Genomic DNA, 21,013 nt, shown 5'->3' on the forward strand with positions numbered 1-21,013 from the left:
ATCATTATCTGTTGCTATTAAATAGAGACTGCCTTACCAGCGTAATCGTGTATTGTTTGTGACGGGTTACGTGGGGGCAGTCTTTTTCATGTCTTTTCAGAGGGAGAGTTCTTTTAATTTTTCTCCGTTCAGCTGGTAGAGAGTAATTTTTCCTTGCTCATAGCTGGCAAAGGTAGGAGGGTTTCCGCCTTTGGGGAAAGTGATGGAGCCGGTGTTGCAAATGATGCCCTTCTCTGTTTTCTCCAGTTTCCACAGATGGGTATGTCCGTAGAAAAAAGCGTCATATCCATTGCAGGGTTGTTTTTCTTCATGATAGACATGGCCATGGGTAAGAAACAGTTTCTTTCCTTCGTCTACTACTAGTGTGTAGTCTGACAGGATAGGGAAGTTCAACAACATCTGGTCGACTTCAGAATCGCAGTTGCCACGTATAGCTACGACTTGTTCGGCCATTTCGTTGAGTCTTTCAGCAATGCCTTTGGGATTCAGTCCTTCCGGGAGTCCGTTGCGGGGCCCATAGTTCAATATATCTCCCAAGATGAGCAGCATATCGTAGTGATGTTGGTGATAGAATTGCAGTACCTGTTCCAAAGCAGGCAGGCATCCATGGATATCTGAGACAATTAAATACTTCATATCAAAAAGATCATTTATATTAGAATTGTTGCAAACTTAGTGAAAAGCGTGCATTTGTCATAAAAAAACGGCCACCTTATGCAGGCAGCCGTTTCTATGATGAGGGCTAAATAGGATTATTCAGCTTTTTCGTCGCTCCAGTCCATTGCAGCCATACGTTTGTATGAATCGTAACGTTTCTTAGCCATCTTTTCGCAAGCGTTGAACAAGTCAGCAGCTTCGGTCGGATACTGTTTCATTACAGATGCAAAACGAACTTCGCCTTTCAGGTAATCTTGGAACTTATCCCAAGCCGGTTCTTTAGAGTCGAGTGAGAACGGATTCTTACCTTCGTCTTCCAAAGCCGGGTTGAAACGCCACAAGTGCCAGTAACCACATTCTACAGCCTTAGCCTCTTCAGCCTGAGATTTACCCATACCAGCTTTCAAACCGTGGTTGATACATGGAGCGTATGCGATAACCAATGACGGTCCAGGATATGCTTCAGCTTCGCGGATAGCTTTCAAAGTCTGAGCCTGGTCGGCACCCATTGCAATCTGAGCTACGTATACGTAACCGTAAGTAGTTGCAATCAGACCCAGGTCTTTCTTACGTACACGCTTACCAGAAGCAGCAAATTTAGCGATAGCACCCAGCGGAGTAGCCTTAGAAGACTGACCACCTGTGTTAGAGTAAACTTCTGTATCCAATACCAAGATGTTTACATCTTCGCCAGAAGCGATAACGTGATCCAAACCTCCGTAACCGATATCGTAAGAAGCACCATCACCACCGATAATCCACTGTGAACGTTTAACCAGATAATCTTTGAATTCAGCGATAGTAGCACAGTAAGCACATTTATCTTTTGCAGCTTCTACCATCGGGATAATCTTTTCGGCAGCAGCTTTGCTCTTGTCAGCATCGTTACGTCCGTCAATCCATTCCTGGAATGCTTCCTTGTATTCAGCCGGAGTACCTTCAGCAGCGATAGCAGCCTTCATAGCGTCTTCCAGACGGTTACGCAGCTTCTTGTTAGCCAATTCCATACCCAAACCGAATTCACAGAAGTCTTCGAACAATGAGTTTGCCCAAGCAGGACCCTGACCTTTTTCGTTAGTTGTATACGGAGTTGAAGGAACAGAACCAGAGTAGATAGAAGAACATCCAGTAGCGTTAGCAACCATTTCACGGTCACCAAACAACTGAGAAATCAGTTTCACGTACGGAGTTTCACCACAACCAGAACAAGCTCCAGAGAACTCAAACAACGGAGTAGCGAACTGTGAGTTCTTCACATTAGCCTTGATATCTACCAAGTGCTGTTTAGACTTCACGTTTTCAGCACAGTAAGTCCAGTTAGCAGCTTCAGGCAACTGACTTTCCAGATGTTTCATTGTCAAAGCCTTGCCACCCTTCTTCGGATTACCCGGACATACATCAGCACAGTTACCGCAACCCAGACAGTCGAGAACGTCTACCTGTACACGGAATGTCATACCGTCGAACTGCTTGCCGACAGCCTTCAGCATCGTGAAGTTAGCACCCTTCTGTTCTTCTGCATCGAGAACGAATGGACGGATTGCAGCGTGAGGACAAACGTATGCACACTTGTTACACTGGATACAGTTTTCAGGATTCCATTCCGGAACGAATGCAGCTACACCACGTTTTTCGTATTTAGCTGTTCCCTGATGCCATGTACCGTCTTCGATACCCTTGAATGCAGATACCGGCAGCAAGTCACCATCCTGAGCATTGATCGGACGAACAACTTCGTTGATGAATGCAGGATCATTGTTGGCAGCGGCAGCTTCAACTTCCAAGTTAGCCCAAGCCGGATCTACAGTCAACTGCTTGTATTCACCACCACGATCAACGGCAGCGTAGTTCTTGTTGACTACATCTTCACCCTTCTTACCATAAGACTTCACGATGAACTTCTTCATCTGTTCAACAGCCAAGTCTACAGGAATAACGCCTGTGATACGGAAGAATGCAGACTGAAGGATAGTATTGGTACGGTTACCCAGACCAATTTCCTGTGCAATCTGTGTAGCGTTGATATAGTAAACAGTAATATTGTTTTCTGCGAAATATTTCTTAACCTTGTTCGGCAAGTTCTTAGCCAGTTCTTCACCTTCCCAGATAGTATTCAACAGGAAAGTACCGTTCTTGCGCAGACCACGAGTTACATCGTACATGTGCAGGTAAGCCTGAACGTGGCAAGCAACGAAGTTCGGAGTAGTTACCAGATAAGTTGAGTGAATCGGGTGATTACCGAAACGCAAGTGAGAACAAGTGAAACCACCAGATTTCTTAGAGTCGTAAGAGAAGTAAGCCTGGCAGTATTTATCAGTGTTGTCACCGATGATTTTTACAGAGTTCTTGTTAGCACCTACAGTACCATCAGCACCCAAGCCATAGAATTTAGCTTCGAATACACCTTCTGCGCCAAGAGCGATTTCTTCTTTCTGAGGCAGAGAAGTGAAAGTAACATCATCCACAATACCGATAGTAAAGTGATCCTTCGGCATCGGGAGTTCCAGATTTTCGTATACAGACAAAATCTGAGCCGGAGTTGTATCTTTTGAACCCAGACCATAACGTCCACCTACGATCAACGGAGCATTTTTCTGTCCGTAGAATACGTCTTTTACATCCAGATACAAAGGTTCGCCGTTAGCACCCGGTTCTTTTGTACGATCCAGAACAGCAATACGTTTTACTGTCTTAGGCACTTTAGCCAGGAAGTGCTTAGCAGAGAACGGACGATACAAGTGAACAGCAACCAAACCTACTTTCTTGCCCTGAGCAGTCAGGTAGTCGATAGCTTCACGAGTAGCTTCTGTTACAGAACCCATAGCGATGATGATGTTTTCTGCATCTTCCGCACCATAGTAGTCGAACAGACCGTAGTTACGTCCTGTAATCTTGTTGATTTCGTTCATATATTCTTCTACGATAGCAGGAACTGCATCATAGAACGGATTACCTGATTCTCTGTGCTGGAAGAAGTGATCCGGGTTTTCAGCCATACCGCGAGCAACCGGTTTGTTAGGGCTAAGTGCGCGTTCACGGAATTCAGCTAAAGCTTTCTGATCGATAAGCGGAGCCAAATCTTCGTTATCCAGCTTTTCAATCTTCTGGATTTCGTGAGAAGTACGGAAACCATCGAAGAAGTTCACAAACGGAACACGAGATTTAATTGTAGACAAGTGAGCTACACCAGCCAAATCCATAACTTCCTGTACTGAACCTTCGCACAACATAGCAAAGCCAGTCTGACGGCAAGACATTACATCCTGATGATCACCGAAGATACACAGTGCATGAGAAGCCAATGTACGTGCAGATACATGGAATACACATGGCAAGAACTCACCTGCTATTTTGTACATGTTAGGGATCATCAACAGAAGACCCTGAGATGCAGTATAAGTAGTTGTCAATGCACCAGCCTGAAGAGAACCGTGTACTGCACCGGCAGCACCACCTTCAGATTGCATTTCCTGAACCAATACAGTTTCGCCGAAGATGTTTTTACGACCTGCGGCAGCCCATTCATCTACATGCTCAGCCATGGTAGATGACGGAGTGATAGGGTAGATAGCAGCTACTTCCGTAAACATGTACGAAATGTGAGCAGCAGCTTCATTACCATCACAAGTGATGAATTTTTTTTGTTTAGTCATACAATTACTAATTAAATATTGAGTAATACAGTTATGTTGTTATCAGTATAAAAAGCCAAACAGCCATAAAGGTATTTGGTCGCCGTGTCCTATTTCCATTTTGTGCATGGCATAGTAAATATTCGGATTGCTTCTGTATTTACTGCCTTCTCCACATATCCGGAAATGAAGGGTATCGTCTACGATGAAAGAGGTGCCTTTTTCTCCTTTGTTTACCTTATGGTCTTTCCATAATGTATTGACAAAAAAGGTTTCAAGTACGTCTTGCTCTTCCACCTTTACCGGATAGATGCTATACATTAGATTCGTGTTGTGCATCATGATTTTGGCGGGCTTTTTCGGAAAGCTTTCCCCCTTGGGATAAACCATGTTGATGAGTCGCGAATCTGCCAGGTATTTAATGTAGTTCATGACCGTAGCACGCGAGGTTTGTATCTCACTGGCCAGCTGGCTGACATTCGGTGCAACCGGTCCGTCTACGGCGAGCAAATATAGTAATTTTTTGATTTTAGACAGATATTTCAGTTCAATTTGTTTGATGAGAAGAATGTCCACTTCAATCATCATATTCATGGTTTTCAGCAGGTTCTCCGAAAAGTTTCTTTTTTCCAGGAAGAAAGGGTAGAAACCATGATGAATGTAGTCCTGAAAATAATTCAGCGGGTTGATGTGAGGCAGAATCGTTTTTACGATGTGCTCATGGTTTTGCAGGATTTCATTGAGTGTGTAAGGTGAAAAATGATTTCCTGTTTGTAGATTCAGAAATTCACGGAAAGAGAATCCTCGCAAGTTATACGATTTGACGATGCCGTTCAGTTCTGGGTTTTCGTCTTTCAGTCGCATGACTGATGAACCGGTAAATACGATTTTAAGTTGCGGATACTTTTCGTAACATGTGCGGAGGTCATGGCTCCAGTTGGGAAGTTTGAACACTTGGTCGATGAGCAGTACTTTTCCGCCTCGTTTGACGAATTCTCCTGCAAAATCCACCAGACTGTATTCTGAAAAGTAGAAATTATTCATGTTGACGAACAGGCATGAACGGTCTGTTCCGAATTTTTCTTTTGCATATTGTAAAAGAAAGGTGGTTTTTCCTACTCCTCTTGTACCTTTGATGCCAATCAATCGGTCGTTCCAGTCAATCTCGTCCATCAGGTCACGACGTACAGGGGCGTTGGTATGTTCTACCAAATAGCTATGTGTTCTGTAAAATGCTTCCATGAATTCTTTTTCTACGCTGCAAAGATACGAATACTTCATAATATTGCAAACTGGAGTTGTCAAAAATTCATTTTTTAAAAAAGATTTTTTGAGTCTTTTTTTGTCCGCCATTGGTAGAGAAAAAAGGAACATAAATGTAAAAGCATCCTTGCTTTTCGGATTGAAAAACAAAGATGCTTTTAAGGTGTATTAATAGAGCTCTATTGTCTGTTTGTCAAAATTGGTAGTTCTCTTCTACCCAGTTGATGAAGGCTTTGTTCACCTGCTTGGTCCCTCCTGGAGTAGGATAGTCTCCGCTGAAGTACCAGTCTCCCGGGTGAGCCGGACAAGCTTCGTGCAAGCCATCCAAAGTCTGGTATACAATTTGAACTTTTGCCCGTGTACCTGCAGGAGTCAGCAGGTCGGCAATCTTTTCGGCAATTTCTTCATCGGTGAAAGGTGCATAAATTTCTTTTACGTAATTGCGCATCTTTTCCTTCGGCAAAGCCAACTGTTCTTTTGATTTTCTGTAGGCATACTCAATGACGTGTTGCATATCACGTTCTTCCAACAAGGCAATGGCTGCCTTGAAGGCGATGAATTGTTCCATGCTGGCCATGTCGATACCATAGTAGTCCGGATAGCGAACCTGAGGTGACGAAGAAACAATGACAATTTTCTTTGGTTCCAGACGGTCAAGAATGCTGATGATACTTTGTTTCAAGGTTGTACCACGTACGATACTGTCGTCAATGATGACCAAGTTGTCTTCCTTGGGAACTAAGCTGCCATAAGTAATGTCGTACACATGTGCGGCCAAATCATTTCTCGTGTTACCTTCTGCAATGAAGGTTCTCAATTTGATATCTTTGATGGCTACTTTTTCACTGCGGATACGCTGTGACAGGATTTTTTCCAGTTCCTGATGGTCAGGCTTGTGCCCGAGTGCTTCTATCTCTTTGATTTTTTGTTTGTTCAGGTAATTGTCGAGTCCTTGCAGCATTCCGTAGAAAGCTACTTCTGCCGTATTGGGGATGAAAGAAACGACGGTATGTGCGATGTCGTGTCCTACTGCTGAAAGAATAGGCTCTGTCAGCATTTCTCCTAATTTCTTTCGTTCACGGTAAATGTCAATGTCACTTCCGCGGCTGAAATAAATTCTTTCGAATGAGCAGGGTTTTACAACAGCCGGTTTGTTGATTTGTGCCAGGCGGAGTTGTCCTTTCTTGTTTACTAAGAGGGCTTGTCCCGGCATCAGTTCATGGATGCTTTCTGCTGAAATATTCAAAACAGTTTGAATTACCGGACGTTCCGATGCCAATACCATGATTTCATCGTCCTGATACCAGAATGCCGGACGGATGCCCCACGGGTCGCGTACGGCGAAGGCTTCACCGCTTCCCGTCATTCCACAGATTACATATCCACCATCCCATTTTGGGGAAGATGTTTTCAGCACGTTGGTCAGGTCAATCCGGTCTTCGATGGCATGAGTGATGTCCATGCCTTTCAGTCCTTCTTCCTTGCATTGGTTGTAGAGGCGTTCTACCTCTCTGTCCAGACGGTGGCCCACCTGTTCCAACATAATATAGGTATCGGCGTATTTCCGCGGATGTTGTCCGGCTTCAGTAATTTCAGCAAAGATTTCATCGACATTGGTCAGATTGAAGTTTCCGCATAATGCCAAGTTTTTGGCCCGCCAGTTGTTGCGGCGCAGGAAGGGGTGTACGTAAGAGATTCCGCTTTTGCCTGTGGTAGAGTAGCGGAGGTGCCCCATGTAAAGTTCACCTGCAAAAGGCAGACATTTTTTGGCAAATTCCGCATCGTGCAGTTGCTCTTCTGTCAGATCCTTGTATTGCTGATGTACATTATTGAAAATTTCAGTAATAGCTCCGGCCCCTAATCCTCGTTCACGGAACATGTATTCTTCGCCGGGGTTGGCTTGTAGTTTTACGCAGGCTAATCCCGCTGCTTCTTGTCCTCTGTTATGTTGTTTTTCCATCAATAAGTACAGCTTGTTCAAGCCATACATCCACGTGCCATATTTTTCCTGATAATATTCCAGTGGTTTCAAAAGCCGTATAAGGGCTACGCCACATTCATGTTTTAATGTTTCCATTTATTATTGGGTTCCTATTATTGAAAAATTTTCCTTTTACAAAATAACAGACAATTCTTAAAACCCTAAATGCATGTAGATGAAAAAATAGATTTATTCTTTCCTGATTTTATAATTGTAATAAAAACAATTATATTCGGTTTTATATTGATATTTTTTCTATGCTTATTTATATAAATTGAAAGGCTCTCTATGTGATGAGGAAAATATTGCTATGAAAATTTGCCTGAAAGTGTCATATCGGAAGTAATATTCTTATTTTTGTGGACAAATAGAATGAAAATAGTGAATTAGGTGCTAAATAAGAAAGACAAAATGAGGATAGCAGGAGATTTTATGAAGAAAGAAGAAAAAGCAGAAGTCGCGGAAAGTCGTCCGGCTTCTTCCGGCCTTTATCATCCGGAGTACGAGCATGATGCTTGTGGTGTAGGAATGATTGTAGACATTCACGGTAATAAATCGCATGATTTAGTGGATGCCGCTCTGAAGGTGTTGGAAAATATGAAACACCGTGGTGCGGAAGGAGCAGATAATAAGACGGGCGATGGTGCGGGTATTCTGTTGCAGATTCCGCACGAGTTCATTCTGCTGCAAGGAATTCCAGTTCCGGAAAAAGGTAAATATGGTACGGGTTTGGTGTTCCTTCCAAAAGATTTGAAAGAACAAGAATCCATTTTAAGTATCATGATAGAAGAGGTGGAACGTGAAGGCTTGTCATTGATGCATTTGCGTTCTGTGCCGGTGAATTCATCCATTTTGGGAAAGAGTGCGCAGGAAACAGAACCGGACATCAAACAAGTGTTTATCACCGGAGCCACCGATTTGGAGAACTTCGAACGTACCTTATATATAGTACGCAAGAAGATTGAACGTCGTGTACATCATAAAGATTTTTATATTGTTTCTTTGTCCAGCAAGAGCATTATATATAAAGGTATGTTGTCTTCTGTGCAGGTGCGTGAATATTTCCAGGACCTCACTCAACCATACTTTACCAGTGGACTGGCCATTGTGCATTCTCGTTTTAGTACGAATACATTTCCTACTTGGAGTTTGGCACAGCCGTTCCGTTTGCTGGCACACAACGGAGAAATCAATACCATTCGTGGAAACCGCGGATGGATGGAAGCCCGTGAAAGTGTGCTCTCCACTCCTTTGCTGGGCGATGTGAAAAAAATTGGCCCGATTATCCAGCCGGGAATGAGTGACAGTGCTTCACTTGACAATGTGTTGGAATTCTTCGTCATGTCTGGTTTAAGCTTGCCCCACGCCATGGCAATGCTGGTACCGGAATCCTTCAATGACAAGAATCCGATCAGCGAAGATTTGAAGGCTTTCTATGAATACCACTCTATTTTGATGGAACCTTGGGATGGACCGGCAGCTTTGCTGTTCAGCGACGGACGTTATGCCGGAGGTATGCTGGACCGTAACGGATTGCGTCCGGCACGTTACCTGATTACCAAGAATGACATGATGGTGGTAGCCAGTGAGGCTGGTGTCATCAATTTTGAACCGGAGGCAATCAAGGAGAAAGGCCGTCTTCAGCCGGGTAAGATTTTGCTGGTCGATACCCAGGAAGGACGTATTTATTACGATGGCGAATTGAAAGACCAGTTGGCAGCAGCCAAACCTTATCGTCAGTGGCTTTCTACTAACCGTATCGAATTGGATACGCTGCGTAGTGGACGTAAGATTTCTAATTCTGTGCCAGATTATGAGCGTCATCTGCGGGCTTTTGGCTTTACGCGTGAAGATATAGAGCGCACACTGACTCCGATGTGTATGAACGGAGCAGAACCGACTGCTTCCATGGGTAATGATACCCCGTTGGCTGTATTGTCGGACAAGCCTCAGGTGTTGTTCAACTATTTCCGCCAGCAGTTTGCGCAGGTAACCAATCCGCCTATCGACCCGATTCGCGAGGAACTGGTAATGTCGTTGACTGAATACATTGGTGCGGTAGGTACGAACATTCTGTTGCCGAGCGAATCACATTGTAAGATGGTGCGTTTGCCGCATCCTATCTTGAACAATACACAGTTGGATATCTTGTGTAACATCCGCTACAAAGGTTTCAAGACTGTAAAACTTCCGATGCTGTTTGAGGCTGCGAAGGGGGCCGAAGGCTTGCGTGAAGCGTTGAACGACTTATGTAAGAAGGCAGAAGCAGCCGTAGATGAAGGTGTAAATTATGTCATTCTTTCGGATCGTGGAATTGATAAGACTTATGCCGCTATTCCTTCTTTGCTGGCAGTAAGTGCCGTACACCATCACTTGATTTCCGTACAGAAACGTGTACAGACCGCGTTGATTGTAGAAAGCGGTGAAATCCGTGAGGTGATGCATGCCGCTCTACTGTTAGGATACGGAGCCAGCGCCATCAATCCGTACATGGTATTTGCCATCTTGGACGACATGGTAAAGAAGGGCGATGTACAGCTGAACTATGAAACGGCAGAAAAGAATTATATCAAGGCTGTTTGCAAGGGACTTTACAAGGTGATGAGTAAGATGGGTATCAGTACGATACGTTCTTACCGTGGAGCCAAGATTTTCGAGGCTGTGGGTCTGGGCAGTGAAATCCTTTCTACTTATTTCGGTACACCTTCTTCTTCTATCGGAGGTGTGGGACTGGAAAGTATTGCCAAAGATTACAAGGCATTCCATGATGCAGGTTTTGAAGAAGAAGAGGTGAGCGATTTGCTGCCTTATATCGGACAGTTCTCTTACCGTAAGGATGGAGAAAAACATGCATGGAATCCGGAAACCATCAGTGCCCTGCAACTGGCTACTCGCTTAGGTAGCTATGCCAAATTTAAAGAATATACTCGTCGGGTAGACGAGAAGGAAAGTCCGATTTTCTTGCGTGACTTCTTCACTTTCCGTCGTAACCCGATTCCATTGGACGATGTAGAGCCGGTAGAAGAAATCGTGAAACACTTTGTGACAGGAGCCATGTCATTCGGTTCTATCAGCAAGGAAGCTCATGAAGCGATGGCTTTGGCCATGAACAAGCTGAACACACGCAGTAATACGGGTGAAGGAGGTGAGGATTCTGAGCGTTTCCATGAAACTTACGACGGCATCTCTTTGTGCAGCAAGACCAAACAGGTGGCTTCCGGACGTTTTGGTGTCACGACTGAATACTTGGTAAATGCCCAAGAAATTCAGATTAAGGTGGCTCAGGGTGCCAAGCCGGGTGAAGGTGGACAGCTGCCGGGCTTCAAGGTCAACGAAGTGATTGCCAAGACCCGTCATTCAATTCCGGGTATTTCCTTGATTTCACCTCCACCTCATCACGATATCTATTCAATTGAAGACTTGGCACAGCTGATCTTCGATTTGAAGAATGTCAATCCGAAAGCTAAAATCAGTGTGAAGCTGGTGGCTGAAAGTGGTATCGGTACCATTGCTGCCGGTGTGGCAAAAGCCAAGGCCGATTTGATTGTCATTTCTGGAGCAGAAGGTGGTACAGGAGCTTCTCCTGCCTCTTCCATGCGTTATGCTGGTATCTCTCCGGAAATCGGATTGAGCGAGACACAGCAGACGTTGGTACTTAATGGTCTTCGCGGTCAGGTACGTTTGCAGACCGACGGTCAGTTGAAGACCGGACGAGACATTATCAGCATGGCTTTGCTGGGTGCAGAAGAGTTCGGATTCGGAACTTCCGTACTGATTGTATTGGGTTGTGTGATGATGCGTAAGTGTCATGCCAATACTTGTCCGGTGGGAGTGGCTACACAGGATCCGCAGCTGCGGGCACACTTCCGTGGCCATTACCGTTATGTAGTTAATTTCTTCCGCTTCCTGGCTCAGGAGGTGCGTGAGTATTTGGCAGAAATGGGATTCTCTCGTCTGGAAGATATCGTAGGTCGTACAGACTTGATTGAAATACGTCCGACTACCAACGAAAAAGCTTCGTTGCTTGATTTCAGCAAACTGTTGCATAAGGTAGACAACGGAGCTGCTCTGCATAATGTGACCGAACAGCGTCACGAGATTGAAAATGTGAAGGATGTCAGCATGCTGGCTGCCGCACGTGAAGCATTGGAAAACCGTAAGGAAGTATCGTTGGAATATGCCATTTCCAATACGGACCGTTCGGTAGGTGCGATGTTGTCAGGAGCGGTAGCTGCCAAATATGGTCAGGCTGGCTTGCCGGCACAGACCATTCAGGTGAAGTTCAAAGGTTCGGCCGGACAAAGTTTCGGTGCCTTCCTGCCACACGGTGTCAGCTTCAAGCTGGAAGGTGAAGCCAACGACTACCTGGGCAAGGGCTTGAGCGGCGGACACATTTCCGTACAGCCACCTGTAAGAAGTAACTTCTTGGCAGAAAACAATGTGATTGCAGGTAATACCTTGTTGTATGGTGCTACCAGCGGTGAAGTATACATCAACGGATGCGTGGGTGAACGTTTTGCTGTACGTAATTCCGGAGCCATTGCTGTAGTAGAGGGAGTGGGCGACCACTGCTGTGAATACATGACCGGTGGACGTGTGGTAGTCTTGGGTAAGACCGGACGTAACTTTGCCGCAGGTATGAGTGGCGGTGTGGCTTACGTATGGGATAAAGACCGCAACTTCGATTATTTCTGCAACATGGAGATGGTAGAACTTTCTTTGCTGGAAGATGCTACTGCCCGCAAGGAACTGCATGAACTGGTTCGTCAGCACTACCTGTATACAGGTTCCCAGCTGGCTCGTACGATGCTCGATAACTGGGGACATTATGTGGAAGAATTCATACAGGTAACTCCGATTGAGTACAAGAAAGTTCTGGCAGAGGAACAGATGCGGAAATTGCAGCAGAAAATTGCAGAAGTACAGCGTGACTATTGATTAATTGTTGAACAGTAAAAAACTATATATATGGGAAATCCAAAAGCATTTCTGACCGTTCCCAGACAAGAAGCCGGATATCGTCCGATACACGACCGTATCAGAGACTTCAGTGAAGTGGAACAGACGTTGAACACAAGTGAGCGTAAGTTGCAGGCATCGCGGTGTATGGATTGCGGGGTGCCTTTCTGCCACTGGGCTTGTCCGCTGGGCAATCGCCCTCCTGAGTTCCAGGATGCCATTTACAAGGGAAAATGGAAAGAAGCTTATGAAATACTCTCCGAAACCAATGACTTTCCGGAGTTCACCGGACGTATTTGTCCGGCATTGTGCGAAAAAAGTTGTGTATTGAAACTGAGTATGGATGCGCCGGTCACAATCCGTGAGGATGAAGCAGCTGTTATTGAAGCAGCCTTCCGTGAAGGCTACGTACAGCCTCGTCAGTATAAGCGGAATGGGAAATCGGTAGCCGTCATCGGTTCCGGTCCTGCCGGACTGGCTGCAGCCAACCAGTTGAACCAAAAAGGATATACGGTCACAGTCTTTGAAAAGCTGGAATATGTAGGCGGACTGTTGCGTTTCGGTATTCCGAACTTTAAGCTCAGTAAGTCGGTCATTGACCGTCGTATTGCGGTAATGGAAGCAGAAGGAATTACTTTCCAGGTAAATACCGATATTGATGTCACTCATCTGCCTGAAGGTTTCGATGCATATTGCGTTTGTACGGGTACGCCGCAGGCACGTGATTTGAACATCCCGGGCCGTGAACTGAAAGGTATCCATTTTGCCATGGAGATGCTGGCACAGCAGAACCGTGTGCTGGCCGGTCAGCAGATTCCGAAAGATGAACGCATCAGTGCCAAAGGAAAGAATGTGCTGGTTATTGGCGGTGGAGATACCGGTAGTGACTGTATCGGTACCAGCAACCGTCAGGGAGCACTTAGCGTGACACAGATTGAAATCATGCCGAAACCGCCGGTAGGTTATAATCCGAAAACTCCGTGGCCGCAGTGGCCCATTGTGCTGAAGACCAGCAGCAGCCATGAAGAAGGTTGTGTACGCCGCTGGAGCTTGACTTCCAATCGTTTCCTGGAAAAGGATGGAAAAGTTTGCGGAGTGGAAGTAGAAGAGGTTGAATGGATTCCGGGTGCAGAAGGCGAACGTCCGGTCATGAAGCCGACTGGCAAGAAAGAAGTGTTGAAAGCTGAGTTGGTATTGTTGGCCATGGGCTTCCTTCGTCCGGTACAGCCGGAGTTCCCGGAGAATGTGTTTGTGGCAGGTGATGCTGCTACGGGAGCCAGCCTGGTAGTAAAATGTATCGCAGGCGGACGTAAAGCAGCTGCCGACATTGATGCTTATCTGAGCCGGAAATAATAGATTTTCATACAAAATATAAATAGAACGATTATGTGTGGCATTGCAGCTATTTTAAATATTAAACAACAAACTCCAGAATTACGTGGAAAAGCCTTGGCGATGGCTCGTAAGATTCGTCACCGCGGACCCGACTGGAGTGGAATTTATTGCGGAGGGTCAGCTATTCTGGCTCATGAACGTTTGTCAATTGTCGACCCGGAGAGCGGGGGACAGCCGTTGTATTCACCCGACAAGAAGGTTGTACTGGCTGTCAATGGCGAGATTTACAATCATCGCGACATCCGTAAACAATATGCGGGTAAGTATGAGTTCCAGACCGGTAGCGATTGTGAAGTGATTCTGGCGCTTTACCGGGATCATGGCATTAACTTCTTGGAAGAACTGAATGGTATTTTTGCATTTGTTCTTTATGATTCAGAGAAGGATGAGTTCCTGATTGCCCGCGACCCGATTGGAGTAATTCCTCTTTACATCGGTTATGACAGCGATGGAAAAGTATATTGTGCCAGCGAACTGAAAGCGCTGGAGGGATTTTGTGAACGCTATGAACCTTTCCTGCCGGGACATTATTATTCCAGCAAGGAAGGCAAGATGGTACGTTGGTACAAGCGTGACTGGACTAGCTATGAGGCAGTGGCCGATGCGCCGGCTTCAGTGAGTGCCCTGCGTGAAGGACTGGAAAAGGCAGTTCGCGGACAGCTGATGAGTGATGTGCCTTATGGCGTATTGCTTTCAGGTGGTCTGGACAGCTCTGTTATTTCTGCCATTGCCAAGCGTTATGCAGCCCGCCGTGTAGAAACTGACGGACAGATGGCTGCTTGGTGGCCCCAGCTTCATTCATTCGCCATCGGACTGGAAGGAGCACCCGACCTGGCCAAGGCGCGTGAAGTGGCCGACTATATCGGTACGGTACACCACGAAATTCATTATACCATTCAGGAAGGACTCGATGCCCTTCGCGATGTGATTTATTACATTGAAACCTACGATGTGACTACCGTCCGTGCGTCTACTCCGATGTATTTGCTGGCTCGTGTCATCAAGAGTATGGGTATCAAGATGGTGCTTAGTGGAGAAGGAGCTGATGAAATTTTCGGCGGTTATCTTTACTTCCACAAGGCTCCCGATGCACGAGCTTTCCATGAAGAGACTGTGCGTAAGTTGTCAAAACTTTATCTGTACGACTGTTTGCGGGCCAATAAGGCATTGGCCGCCTGGGGAGTGGAAGGACGTGTGCCTTTCTTGGATAAAGAGTTCTTGGATATCGCGATGCGTTTGAACCCGAAAGCCAAGATGTGTCCGGGAAAGACCATCGAGAAGAAGATTGTGCGCGAGGCCTTTTCCGACATGCTGCCTGAGAGCGTGGCATGGCGTCAGAAAGAACAGTTCAGTGACGGAGTGGGATACAGTTGGATTGATACGCTGAAGGAATTTACTTCCAAAGAGGTGTCCGACGAACAGATGGCTCATGCAGCTGAACGTTTCCCCATCAATCCTCCACGTAACAAAGAAGAATATTACTACCGTTCCATCTTCGAGGAACATTTTCCGAGCGACAGTGCGGCCAAGAGTGTACCGAGTGTGCCGAGTGTAGCCTGCTCTACGGCAGAAGCACTGGCATGGGACAAGGCTTTCGCAAATGTCAATGAGCCGAGCGGACGTGCAGTGGCCGATGTGCACGAAGAAGGATATAAAAACTAAGCAAATTTTTATGAAGATTGAATTTACAAAGATGCACGGTTTGGGTAATGATTACATCTATGTGAATACGATGAAATACCCATTGACGAACCCTGAAGAAAAATCAATTGAGTGGAGCCGTCCTCATACGGGGATAGGTAGTGACGGACTGGTGCTGATAGGTGCCTCAGACAAGGCTGATTTCAGCATGCGCATTTTCAATGCCGACGGTTCGGAAGCCAAGATGTGTGGAAACGCCAGCCGCTGCATCGGAAAGTATTTATACGAATACGGACTGACTACAAAAACAGACATCCTTTTGGATACGCTTTCCGGAATCAAGGAACTTCATTTGCAAGTAAATGACGGGAAAGTGGAGAGCGTACGGGTCGATATGGGTATTCCAGCCGATATTCATCCGGTGGATTTAGGTGAGTCTTATCCTTATCAGAAGGGAATTGCTGTATCCATGGGAAATCCGCATCTGGTCATCTTCGTGGAGAAGATGGAAGAGGTGGATCTGGCCACAGTAGGACCGGTGCTTGAGCATCATCCGCTGTTCCCCGACCGGGTAAATGTGGAGTTTGCCCAGGTGCTGGACAAGGAAACCATCCGCATGCGGGTGTGGGAGAGAGGCTCCGGCATTACGCAGGCCTGCGGCACAGGTGCTTGTGCCACTGCGGTTGCAGCAGCTTTCACCGGCAGATGCGGCGATCATGCTACTATTTGTATGGACGGGGGTAAGCTGACGGTCGACTGGAAAGGAGAGGGAGCCCATTTGTATATGACCGGTCCTGCGGTCAAAGTATTTGACGGAACAATAGAATTAAAAGAGTAAGACAAAACATCACATGATACAAGTTAACGAAAACTTCATTAAATTGCCCGGAAATTATTTGTTTTCGAGCGTAGCCCAAAAAGTAAATGCGTTTAAAACAGCCCATCCGGAGGCCGCACTCATCCGCCTGGGAATTGGCGACGTGACTCGTCCGCTGCCCCCAGCTTCCATCAAGGCCATGCACCATGCCGTAGACGAAATGGCCAGTTCGGCTACTTTCCATGGATACGGTCCCGAACAAGGATATGATTTCTTGATTCAGGCTATTCTGGCTCATGATTATCAGCCGAGAGGAATTGAATTGCGTCCTACGGAAGTCTTTGTGAGCGATGGAGCGAAAAGCGATACGGGTAACTTTGGCGATATTCTTGGTACAGGCAACAAGGTAGCCGTGACCGACCCGGTATATCCGGTATATATCGACAGCAATGTCATGGCCGGACGCGCTGGTGACCTGAAAGCAAACGGCCAGTGGAGCAACTTGACTTATTTGCCCTGTACGGCAGAAAATCATTTTGTGCCGTCTCTTCCCACAGAACCGGTAGACATGATTTACCTGTGCTATCCGAACAATCCGACCGGAACCACATTGACGAAGGCTGAATTGCAGAAGTGGGTAGAATACGCATTGGAGCACAAGGCACTGATTTTATATGATGCAGCATATGAAGCTTACATCCACGAAGCCGATGTGCCTCATTCCATTTATGAGATTGAAGGAGCCCGTTCTTGTGCGGTAGAATTCCGCAGCTTCTCTAAGACTGCCGGATTTACCGGTGTACGTTGCGGTTATACCGTGGTACCGGAAGAAGTGAAGGCCATGACGACTTCTGGTGAACTGGTCGCCCTGAACCATTTGTGGAACCGCCGTCAGTGTACGAAGTTCAATGGAACCAGCTACATTACCCAGCGGGGTGCCGAGGCCATCTATACTCCCGAAGGTCAGGCGGAAATCAAGGAAACCATTGAATACTATATGGAGAATGCCCGCCTGATGCGTGAAGGTCTGCAGGGTGCCGGATTTACCCTCTATGGTGGTGTCAATGCACCTTATATCTGGGTGAAAGCACCGGAAGGTCTGGATTCATGGAGCTTCTTCGATATGTTGCTTCACGAAGTGAATGTAGTGGGTACTCCTGGAGTAGGTTTCGGACCCAGCGGAGAAGGCTTTTTGCGCTTGACCGCTTTCGGTAATCGCGAAGACTGCCAGGAAGCAATGAGTAGAATAAAAAACTGGGCCGGACGTTAATCCGACCCAGTTCCTAAAACCGCCAGCCTATCCCAATCGAGAGAGTGAATGAAAAAATGGGCGTTTCCCGGGATGGGGCTTGTTTTCCATCGAAAACAATTTCCCGGACGCCAGAGAGTAAGGGTCAAGGTTAGAGAAGGTGTATCCCAGAGAGATTATCAAAGGATAAAGACTCCAAAGGGGGAAGTTGTGATTTTCTTCATAGGAGTCCATACACCTGTGGAATTAGGGATATAGCCAGGGTTATAAGGGTAGCAGAATTTTTATTCTGCTGCCTTTTCTTTTATTCAGTTTGTTCTTCAACGATCACTTCTTTCTTGTCATAGAAGACCAATACGATTTCTCCTTTGGCGGGAGTATCGTTGTCTTTGGTTTCCAGTTTTATGCTTCTTTTTAACGTCAGCATATATTTTCCTTTGGGCACCTTATCGAAAGAAACTCCGTCGCGGCTTTTGTTCAGGGTTCCATAATATACGGTATATTCTTCCTGGTGGTTGGGGTTATCCAGCGTGGCCTCCAGTTCTTCATTGGCCGCTATTTTTTCTCCCGTCCATCCTATCATTTCCTGATTGGTCACCGTGGTGCGTGTGGAAGGTATATGTATGGGGTTGATCCATTCTTTATAGGCATAGTTGACCCACATGCGCGTTTCCTTTTGTTGGGTACGCTGGAACGCGAACGACACTGTTTCGTCTTTTCCGAGTGAGACGAAATAAGAATAACCGAAAATGGCGTTTCTGTCCAAAGTGTTGAATTCCATATCCTTGCCGTTTGCCTTGACAGATGAGCCTCCTGTCAGTCTGATATCTTTCAGGGGAGTGTCTTTTTCCCGTGAAAAATGGGCATAGGCCAGCGTAGGTTGTGAGTCGGAAAAAGCGACCAGATATTTCTGATAGACTGATACGTTGTCTGGCAAATCTTCAGAGTTTTCTCCACTGCATCCCGCAGTGAAGAAAACCAATAAGCCATACATCATCCAACAAAAGAGTTGTTTTACATTCATAAATTTGCACATGTTTGGGTTAGATTTACGGTGGCAAAGATAGAGCGTCTATCCGTAACTATTAGCAAATAATGATGTACACAGTCTATATGTAAATTATTGATTACTAAGTGCTTGATAGTTTTTCTGATGTACATCGTACTTAAAAGGCCTCGATGAACTCATCAAAACTGATGTTTTCAATGTGCATTTTCTCTTTCAGTCTCATTTTCCGGCGGGAGATACTACCCTTGGCTATGTGGTAGATTTCGGACAGCATGGCCAGCGGCAGATTCATTTTTATCAGGCAGCAGAAGCGTAGCTCTTCTTCCGTGAGTTGGGGATAGCGTTCTTTCAGGCGTGTGGTGAAGCGGTCAAAGCACGTGTCTGTATTCTGCTGGATGATTTCCCATTCGTCTTCTGTCAGGTGAAGGGCTCCTTGCGAGTTTCTTTTCCGCAGGAGTGAGGGAAGGGTAATGGCATTCAGTTGCTGGTAATATTCCACACTTTTGTGTAGCCGGTCAATTTCCTGCTGTTTCAGTCGTTCCTGTTCGTGAGCCAGTGCTACTTCAGCCTCTTTCCGTTTCAAACTTTCTTCCATCCGCATCCATTGGGTTTCCTTGAGTTCTGCGGTCAGCTTCTGTTTGTGCGTGCGGATACGGTGGAGTAATAGTAGCAGAATCAGAATTACCAGTCCCAGTGCCACCACAATCCGGTAGAAGATCAGCTTGTGGTGAGCCGTTTCCATTTCTGCCTTGTTGGCCCGTTCACGTTGCAGTTTGTATTCCTGCATATCCTGTATTTTTCCGATGACCATTTCCTTCCGCTCCGTGCTCAGCGAGTCGTGTGAACGGATGTATTTGCGCATATAGTGGCTTTCCTGTTTCACGTCTTTCTTTTTTCTGTACATTTCAAACAGACGGCGATAAGCTTCTGTACGTTGCTTCAGGGACACATTGGGCAGAATAGGCAGGATATAATGTACGGCTGAATCAGCTTGCAGAAGGGAGGCAAAGATGTATCCTTTTTGAAGGTGCAGGATGGGCGTCTCTTTGTGGGAGAGGTTATTGTGGATGGCATTGTCAACATAATGGAATGCACTGTCCGCTTGTCCTTGTTCCAGGTAGATGCGTGAAAGATAAAGTTCATTGTGTACGGTGGCTGTCAAGGTTCCGGAGGCCATGTAGGTCAGTGCCTTTTGGAAATACTCCTTGGCTTTTTCAGGATTCTGCGGTAGAAAATACAATGCTTTTTCCTGCCATAAGTCAGCATATGAGGCTGAATCGTTCAAGAACCGGGCCATTTTTTCAGCTTCTTCTAAAGCGCGTTTTTCTTCCAGGGTATCTGCTTTGAAACGGCTGATACGGGCTTGTTCCAGATAAATCTTGAACTGCAGCAGGCTGTCGGTTTGAGGGTTCGTTTCCTCAGTCTGTGAGGAAGGCACTTTATGAGACGATGGAGTGCATGAGAAAAGCATGCATAAAAGTAGAGACAGCACTCCTCCGGAGTACTTCAACAAGGTGATGTGATGTTGGAAGGAAGACATGGGTTAGCTAGGTTAGTTAGTTTGTGGGCGAAGATAGTAAAATCCTTTTAAACTGTATATTTTTTGAATAAAAAAAGATTTTTCAGGAATTCTGAGGGCTTGAAAAAACGCACTTGTGTTTTATTTGAAACGCACTTGTGTTTTATTTGAAACGTACTTGCGTTTTATTTGAAACGTACTTGCGTTCGAAACAAAACGTACTTGCGTTTTTTAGGGAGGGTGGAGTGAGTCTGAAATGGGTTGTTTTTACGTCTGTTTTGCGAGAAGAAGACTGCTTTCCGTTTGTTATTCTGGAGCTTATTTTTTAGATTTGTCGCAATAGTATAAAAAAAGCGAACAAGTAATGGAACATTTGCATGACAGGCTGTCCAAGTGGCAAGTAATGGCTTTGTCCCGTGAGTTGCATCATGATGAGGCTGGTATCAGCAAAATTTGTGACCTTATGCTTTGTGCGGAAGATGCCCGGGTGGCTTCCAATGTGGCATGGATACTCTATCATTTACCGACAGAGGATAAGAGACTTTATGTTTCTCCCTTTTACCATCAGATTGCAGACCAAGTAATGGAGGCTGATTTGAAGATACGCCGAGGACTTGTGCTTTCTATTTTGATTGACTTGTCCACGGTTAAGAATTTCAGGACGGACTTGTTTGATTTTTGCCTTACCCATGCAGTAGATAAAAAGGAAACGGACAGTAGTCGTTCGATGATGATAAAATTGGCTGCAAAGATGTGTCGGTTGGTTCCGGAACTGGCGAATGAACTGGCTGCTTGTCTTGATATGCTGGAATGCGAAATGACACCAAGTATTGGGTAGTGGTGAAAAATAACAGAGGCCACAACCTCCACGGTCGCGGCCTCTTTCTCAAA

Annotated in this window: 12 protein-coding genes; 6 read left to right on the plus strand and 6 right to left on the minus strand. The window is 45.9% G+C overall.

The genetic code is table 11. The features are described from left to right. Window positions 1-96: 96 nt before the first annotated feature. From yfcE to RDP42_RS01910, 4 genes are all read right to left on the minus strand, one after another. Entirely contained in the window at window positions 97-636 is a 540-nt protein-coding gene (gene yfcE / locus RDP42_RS01895) for a phosphodiesterase (RefSeq protein WP_308762297.1), read from the minus strand. 116 nt (window positions 637-752) lie between these two features. Next, complete coding sequence (gene nifJ, locus RDP42_RS01900) at window positions 753-4,310, minus strand: pyruvate:ferredoxin (flavodoxin) oxidoreductase (protein ID WP_308762298.1); 3,558 nt, start codon at window positions 4,308-4,310, stop codon at window positions 753-755. A gap of 42 nt (window positions 4,311-4,352) precedes the next feature. Continuing rightward, on the minus strand, window positions 4,353-5,531 hold the full coding sequence (locus RDP42_RS01905; RefSeq protein WP_308762299.1) for an AAA family ATPase: 1,179 nt from the start codon (window positions 5,529-5,531) through the stop codon (window positions 4,353-4,355). Between the two features lie 214 nt (window positions 5,532-5,745). Then, a complete protein-coding gene (locus RDP42_RS01910; RefSeq protein ID WP_308762300.1) occupies window positions 5,746-7,629 on the minus strand; it encodes an amidophosphoribosyltransferase in 1,884 nt (627 codons plus the stop codon). A gap of 336 nt (window positions 7,630-7,965) precedes the next feature. On the opposite strand from RDP42_RS01910, the gene gltB reads away from it, so the two are divergent. The 5 genes from gltB to RDP42_RS01935 are packed head-to-tail and all read left to right on the plus strand — an operon-like array spanning window position 7,966 to window position 17,615. Beyond that, on the plus strand, window positions 7,966-12,471 hold the full coding sequence (gene gltB, locus RDP42_RS01915) for a glutamate synthase large subunit (protein WP_374046896.1): 4,506 nt from the start codon (window positions 7,966-7,968) through the stop codon (window positions 12,469-12,471). Window positions 12,472-12,501: 30 nt separating this feature from the next. Further along, window positions 12,502-13,845 (plus strand): glutamate synthase subunit beta, encoded by a 1,344-nt coding sequence (locus RDP42_RS01920; protein ID WP_308762302.1) that lies wholly within the window; start codon window positions 12,502-12,504, stop codon window positions 13,843-13,845. A 33-nt stretch (window positions 13,846-13,878) separates the two neighbouring features. Continuing rightward, window positions 13,879-15,549: an asparagine synthase B gene (gene asnB / locus RDP42_RS01925; RefSeq protein WP_308762303.1), complete on the plus strand. Its 1,671-nt coding sequence runs from the start codon at window positions 13,879-13,881 to the stop codon at window positions 15,547-15,549. A gap of 10 nt (window positions 15,550-15,559) precedes the next feature. Beyond that, window positions 15,560-16,366: a diaminopimelate epimerase gene (gene dapF, locus RDP42_RS01930; RefSeq protein WP_303912294.1), complete on the plus strand. Its 807-nt coding sequence runs from the start codon at window positions 15,560-15,562 to the stop codon at window positions 16,364-16,366. 13 nt (window positions 16,367-16,379) lie between these two features. After that, window positions 16,380-17,615, plus strand: coding sequence for an LL-diaminopimelate aminotransferase (locus RDP42_RS01935; RefSeq protein WP_308762304.1), 1,236 nt, complete (start codon window positions 16,380-16,382; stop codon window positions 17,613-17,615). A gap of 283 nt (window positions 17,616-17,898) precedes the next feature. Here RDP42_RS01935 and RDP42_RS01940 read toward each other — a convergent pair whose 3' ends face one another. Together RDP42_RS01940 and RDP42_RS01945 are read right to left on the minus strand one after the other, a co-directional pair. Beyond that, complete coding sequence (locus tag RDP42_RS01940) at window positions 17,899-18,618, minus strand: hypothetical protein (protein WP_303912298.1); 720 nt, start codon at window positions 18,616-18,618, stop codon at window positions 17,899-17,901. 142 nt (window positions 18,619-18,760) lie between these two features. After that, window positions 18,761-20,143 carry a hypothetical protein gene (locus RDP42_RS01945; protein ID WP_308762305.1) on the minus strand — a complete coding sequence of 461 codons (1,383 nt, stop codon included), beginning with the start codon at window positions 20,141-20,143 and terminating at the stop codon, window positions 18,761-18,763. 343 nt (window positions 20,144-20,486) lie between these two features. On the opposite strand from RDP42_RS01945, the gene RDP42_RS01950 reads away from it, so the two are divergent. Next, window positions 20,487-20,960 (plus strand): hypothetical protein, encoded by a 474-nt coding sequence (locus RDP42_RS01950; RefSeq protein ID WP_308762306.1) that lies wholly within the window; start codon window positions 20,487-20,489, stop codon window positions 20,958-20,960. Window positions 20,961-21,013: the final 53 nt, after the last annotated feature.

Origin of the sequence: uncultured Bacteroides sp., assembly GCF_902472605.1 — a bacterium.
Lineage (GTDB): Bacteria > Bacteroidota > Bacteroidia > Bacteroidales > Bacteroidaceae > Phocaeicola.

What these genes read in the sequence shown, in the direction of transcription:
- RDP42_RS01945 (WP_308762305.1), bottom strand. Translation starts at nt 20,143, where the DNA reads ATGTCTTCCTTCCAACATCACATCACCTTGTTGAAGTACTCCGGAGGA.
- asnB (WP_308762303.1), top strand. Translation starts at nt 13,879, where the DNA reads ATGTGTGGCATTGCAGCTATTTTAAATATTAAACAACAAACTCCAGAA.
- RDP42_RS01905 (WP_308762299.1), bottom strand. Translation starts at nt 5,531, where the DNA reads ATGGAAGCATTTTACAGAACACATAGCTATTTGGTAGAACATACCAAC.
- RDP42_RS01950 (WP_308762306.1), top strand. Translation starts at nt 20,487, where the DNA reads ATGGAACATTTGCATGACAGGCTGTCCAAGTGGCAAGTAATGGCTTTG.
- RDP42_RS01940 (WP_303912298.1), bottom strand. Translation starts at nt 18,618, where the DNA reads ATGAATGTAAAACAACTCTTTTGTTGGATGATGTATGGCTTATTGGTT.
- nifJ (WP_308762298.1), bottom strand. Translation starts at nt 4,310, where the DNA reads ATGACTAAACAAAAAAAATTCATCACTTGTGATGGTAATGAAGCTGCT.
- RDP42_RS01920 (WP_308762302.1), top strand. Translation starts at nt 12,502, where the DNA reads ATGGGAAATCCAAAAGCATTTCTGACCGTTCCCAGACAAGAAGCCGGA.
- yfcE (WP_308762297.1), bottom strand. Translation starts at nt 636, where the DNA reads ATGAAGTATTTAATTGTCTCAGATATCCATGGATGCCTGCCTGCTTTG.
- RDP42_RS01910 (WP_308762300.1), bottom strand. Translation starts at nt 7,629, where the DNA reads ATGGAAACATTAAAACATGAATGTGGCGTAGCCCTTATACGGCTTTTG.
- dapF (WP_303912294.1), top strand. Translation starts at nt 15,560, where the DNA reads ATGAAGATTGAATTTACAAAGATGCACGGTTTGGGTAATGATTACATC.
- RDP42_RS01935 (WP_308762304.1), top strand. Translation starts at nt 16,380, where the DNA reads ATGATACAAGTTAACGAAAACTTCATTAAATTGCCCGGAAATTATTTG.
- gltB (WP_374046896.1), top strand. Translation starts at nt 7,966, where the DNA reads ATGAAGAAAGAAGAAAAAGCAGAAGTCGCGGAAAGTCGTCCGGCTTCT.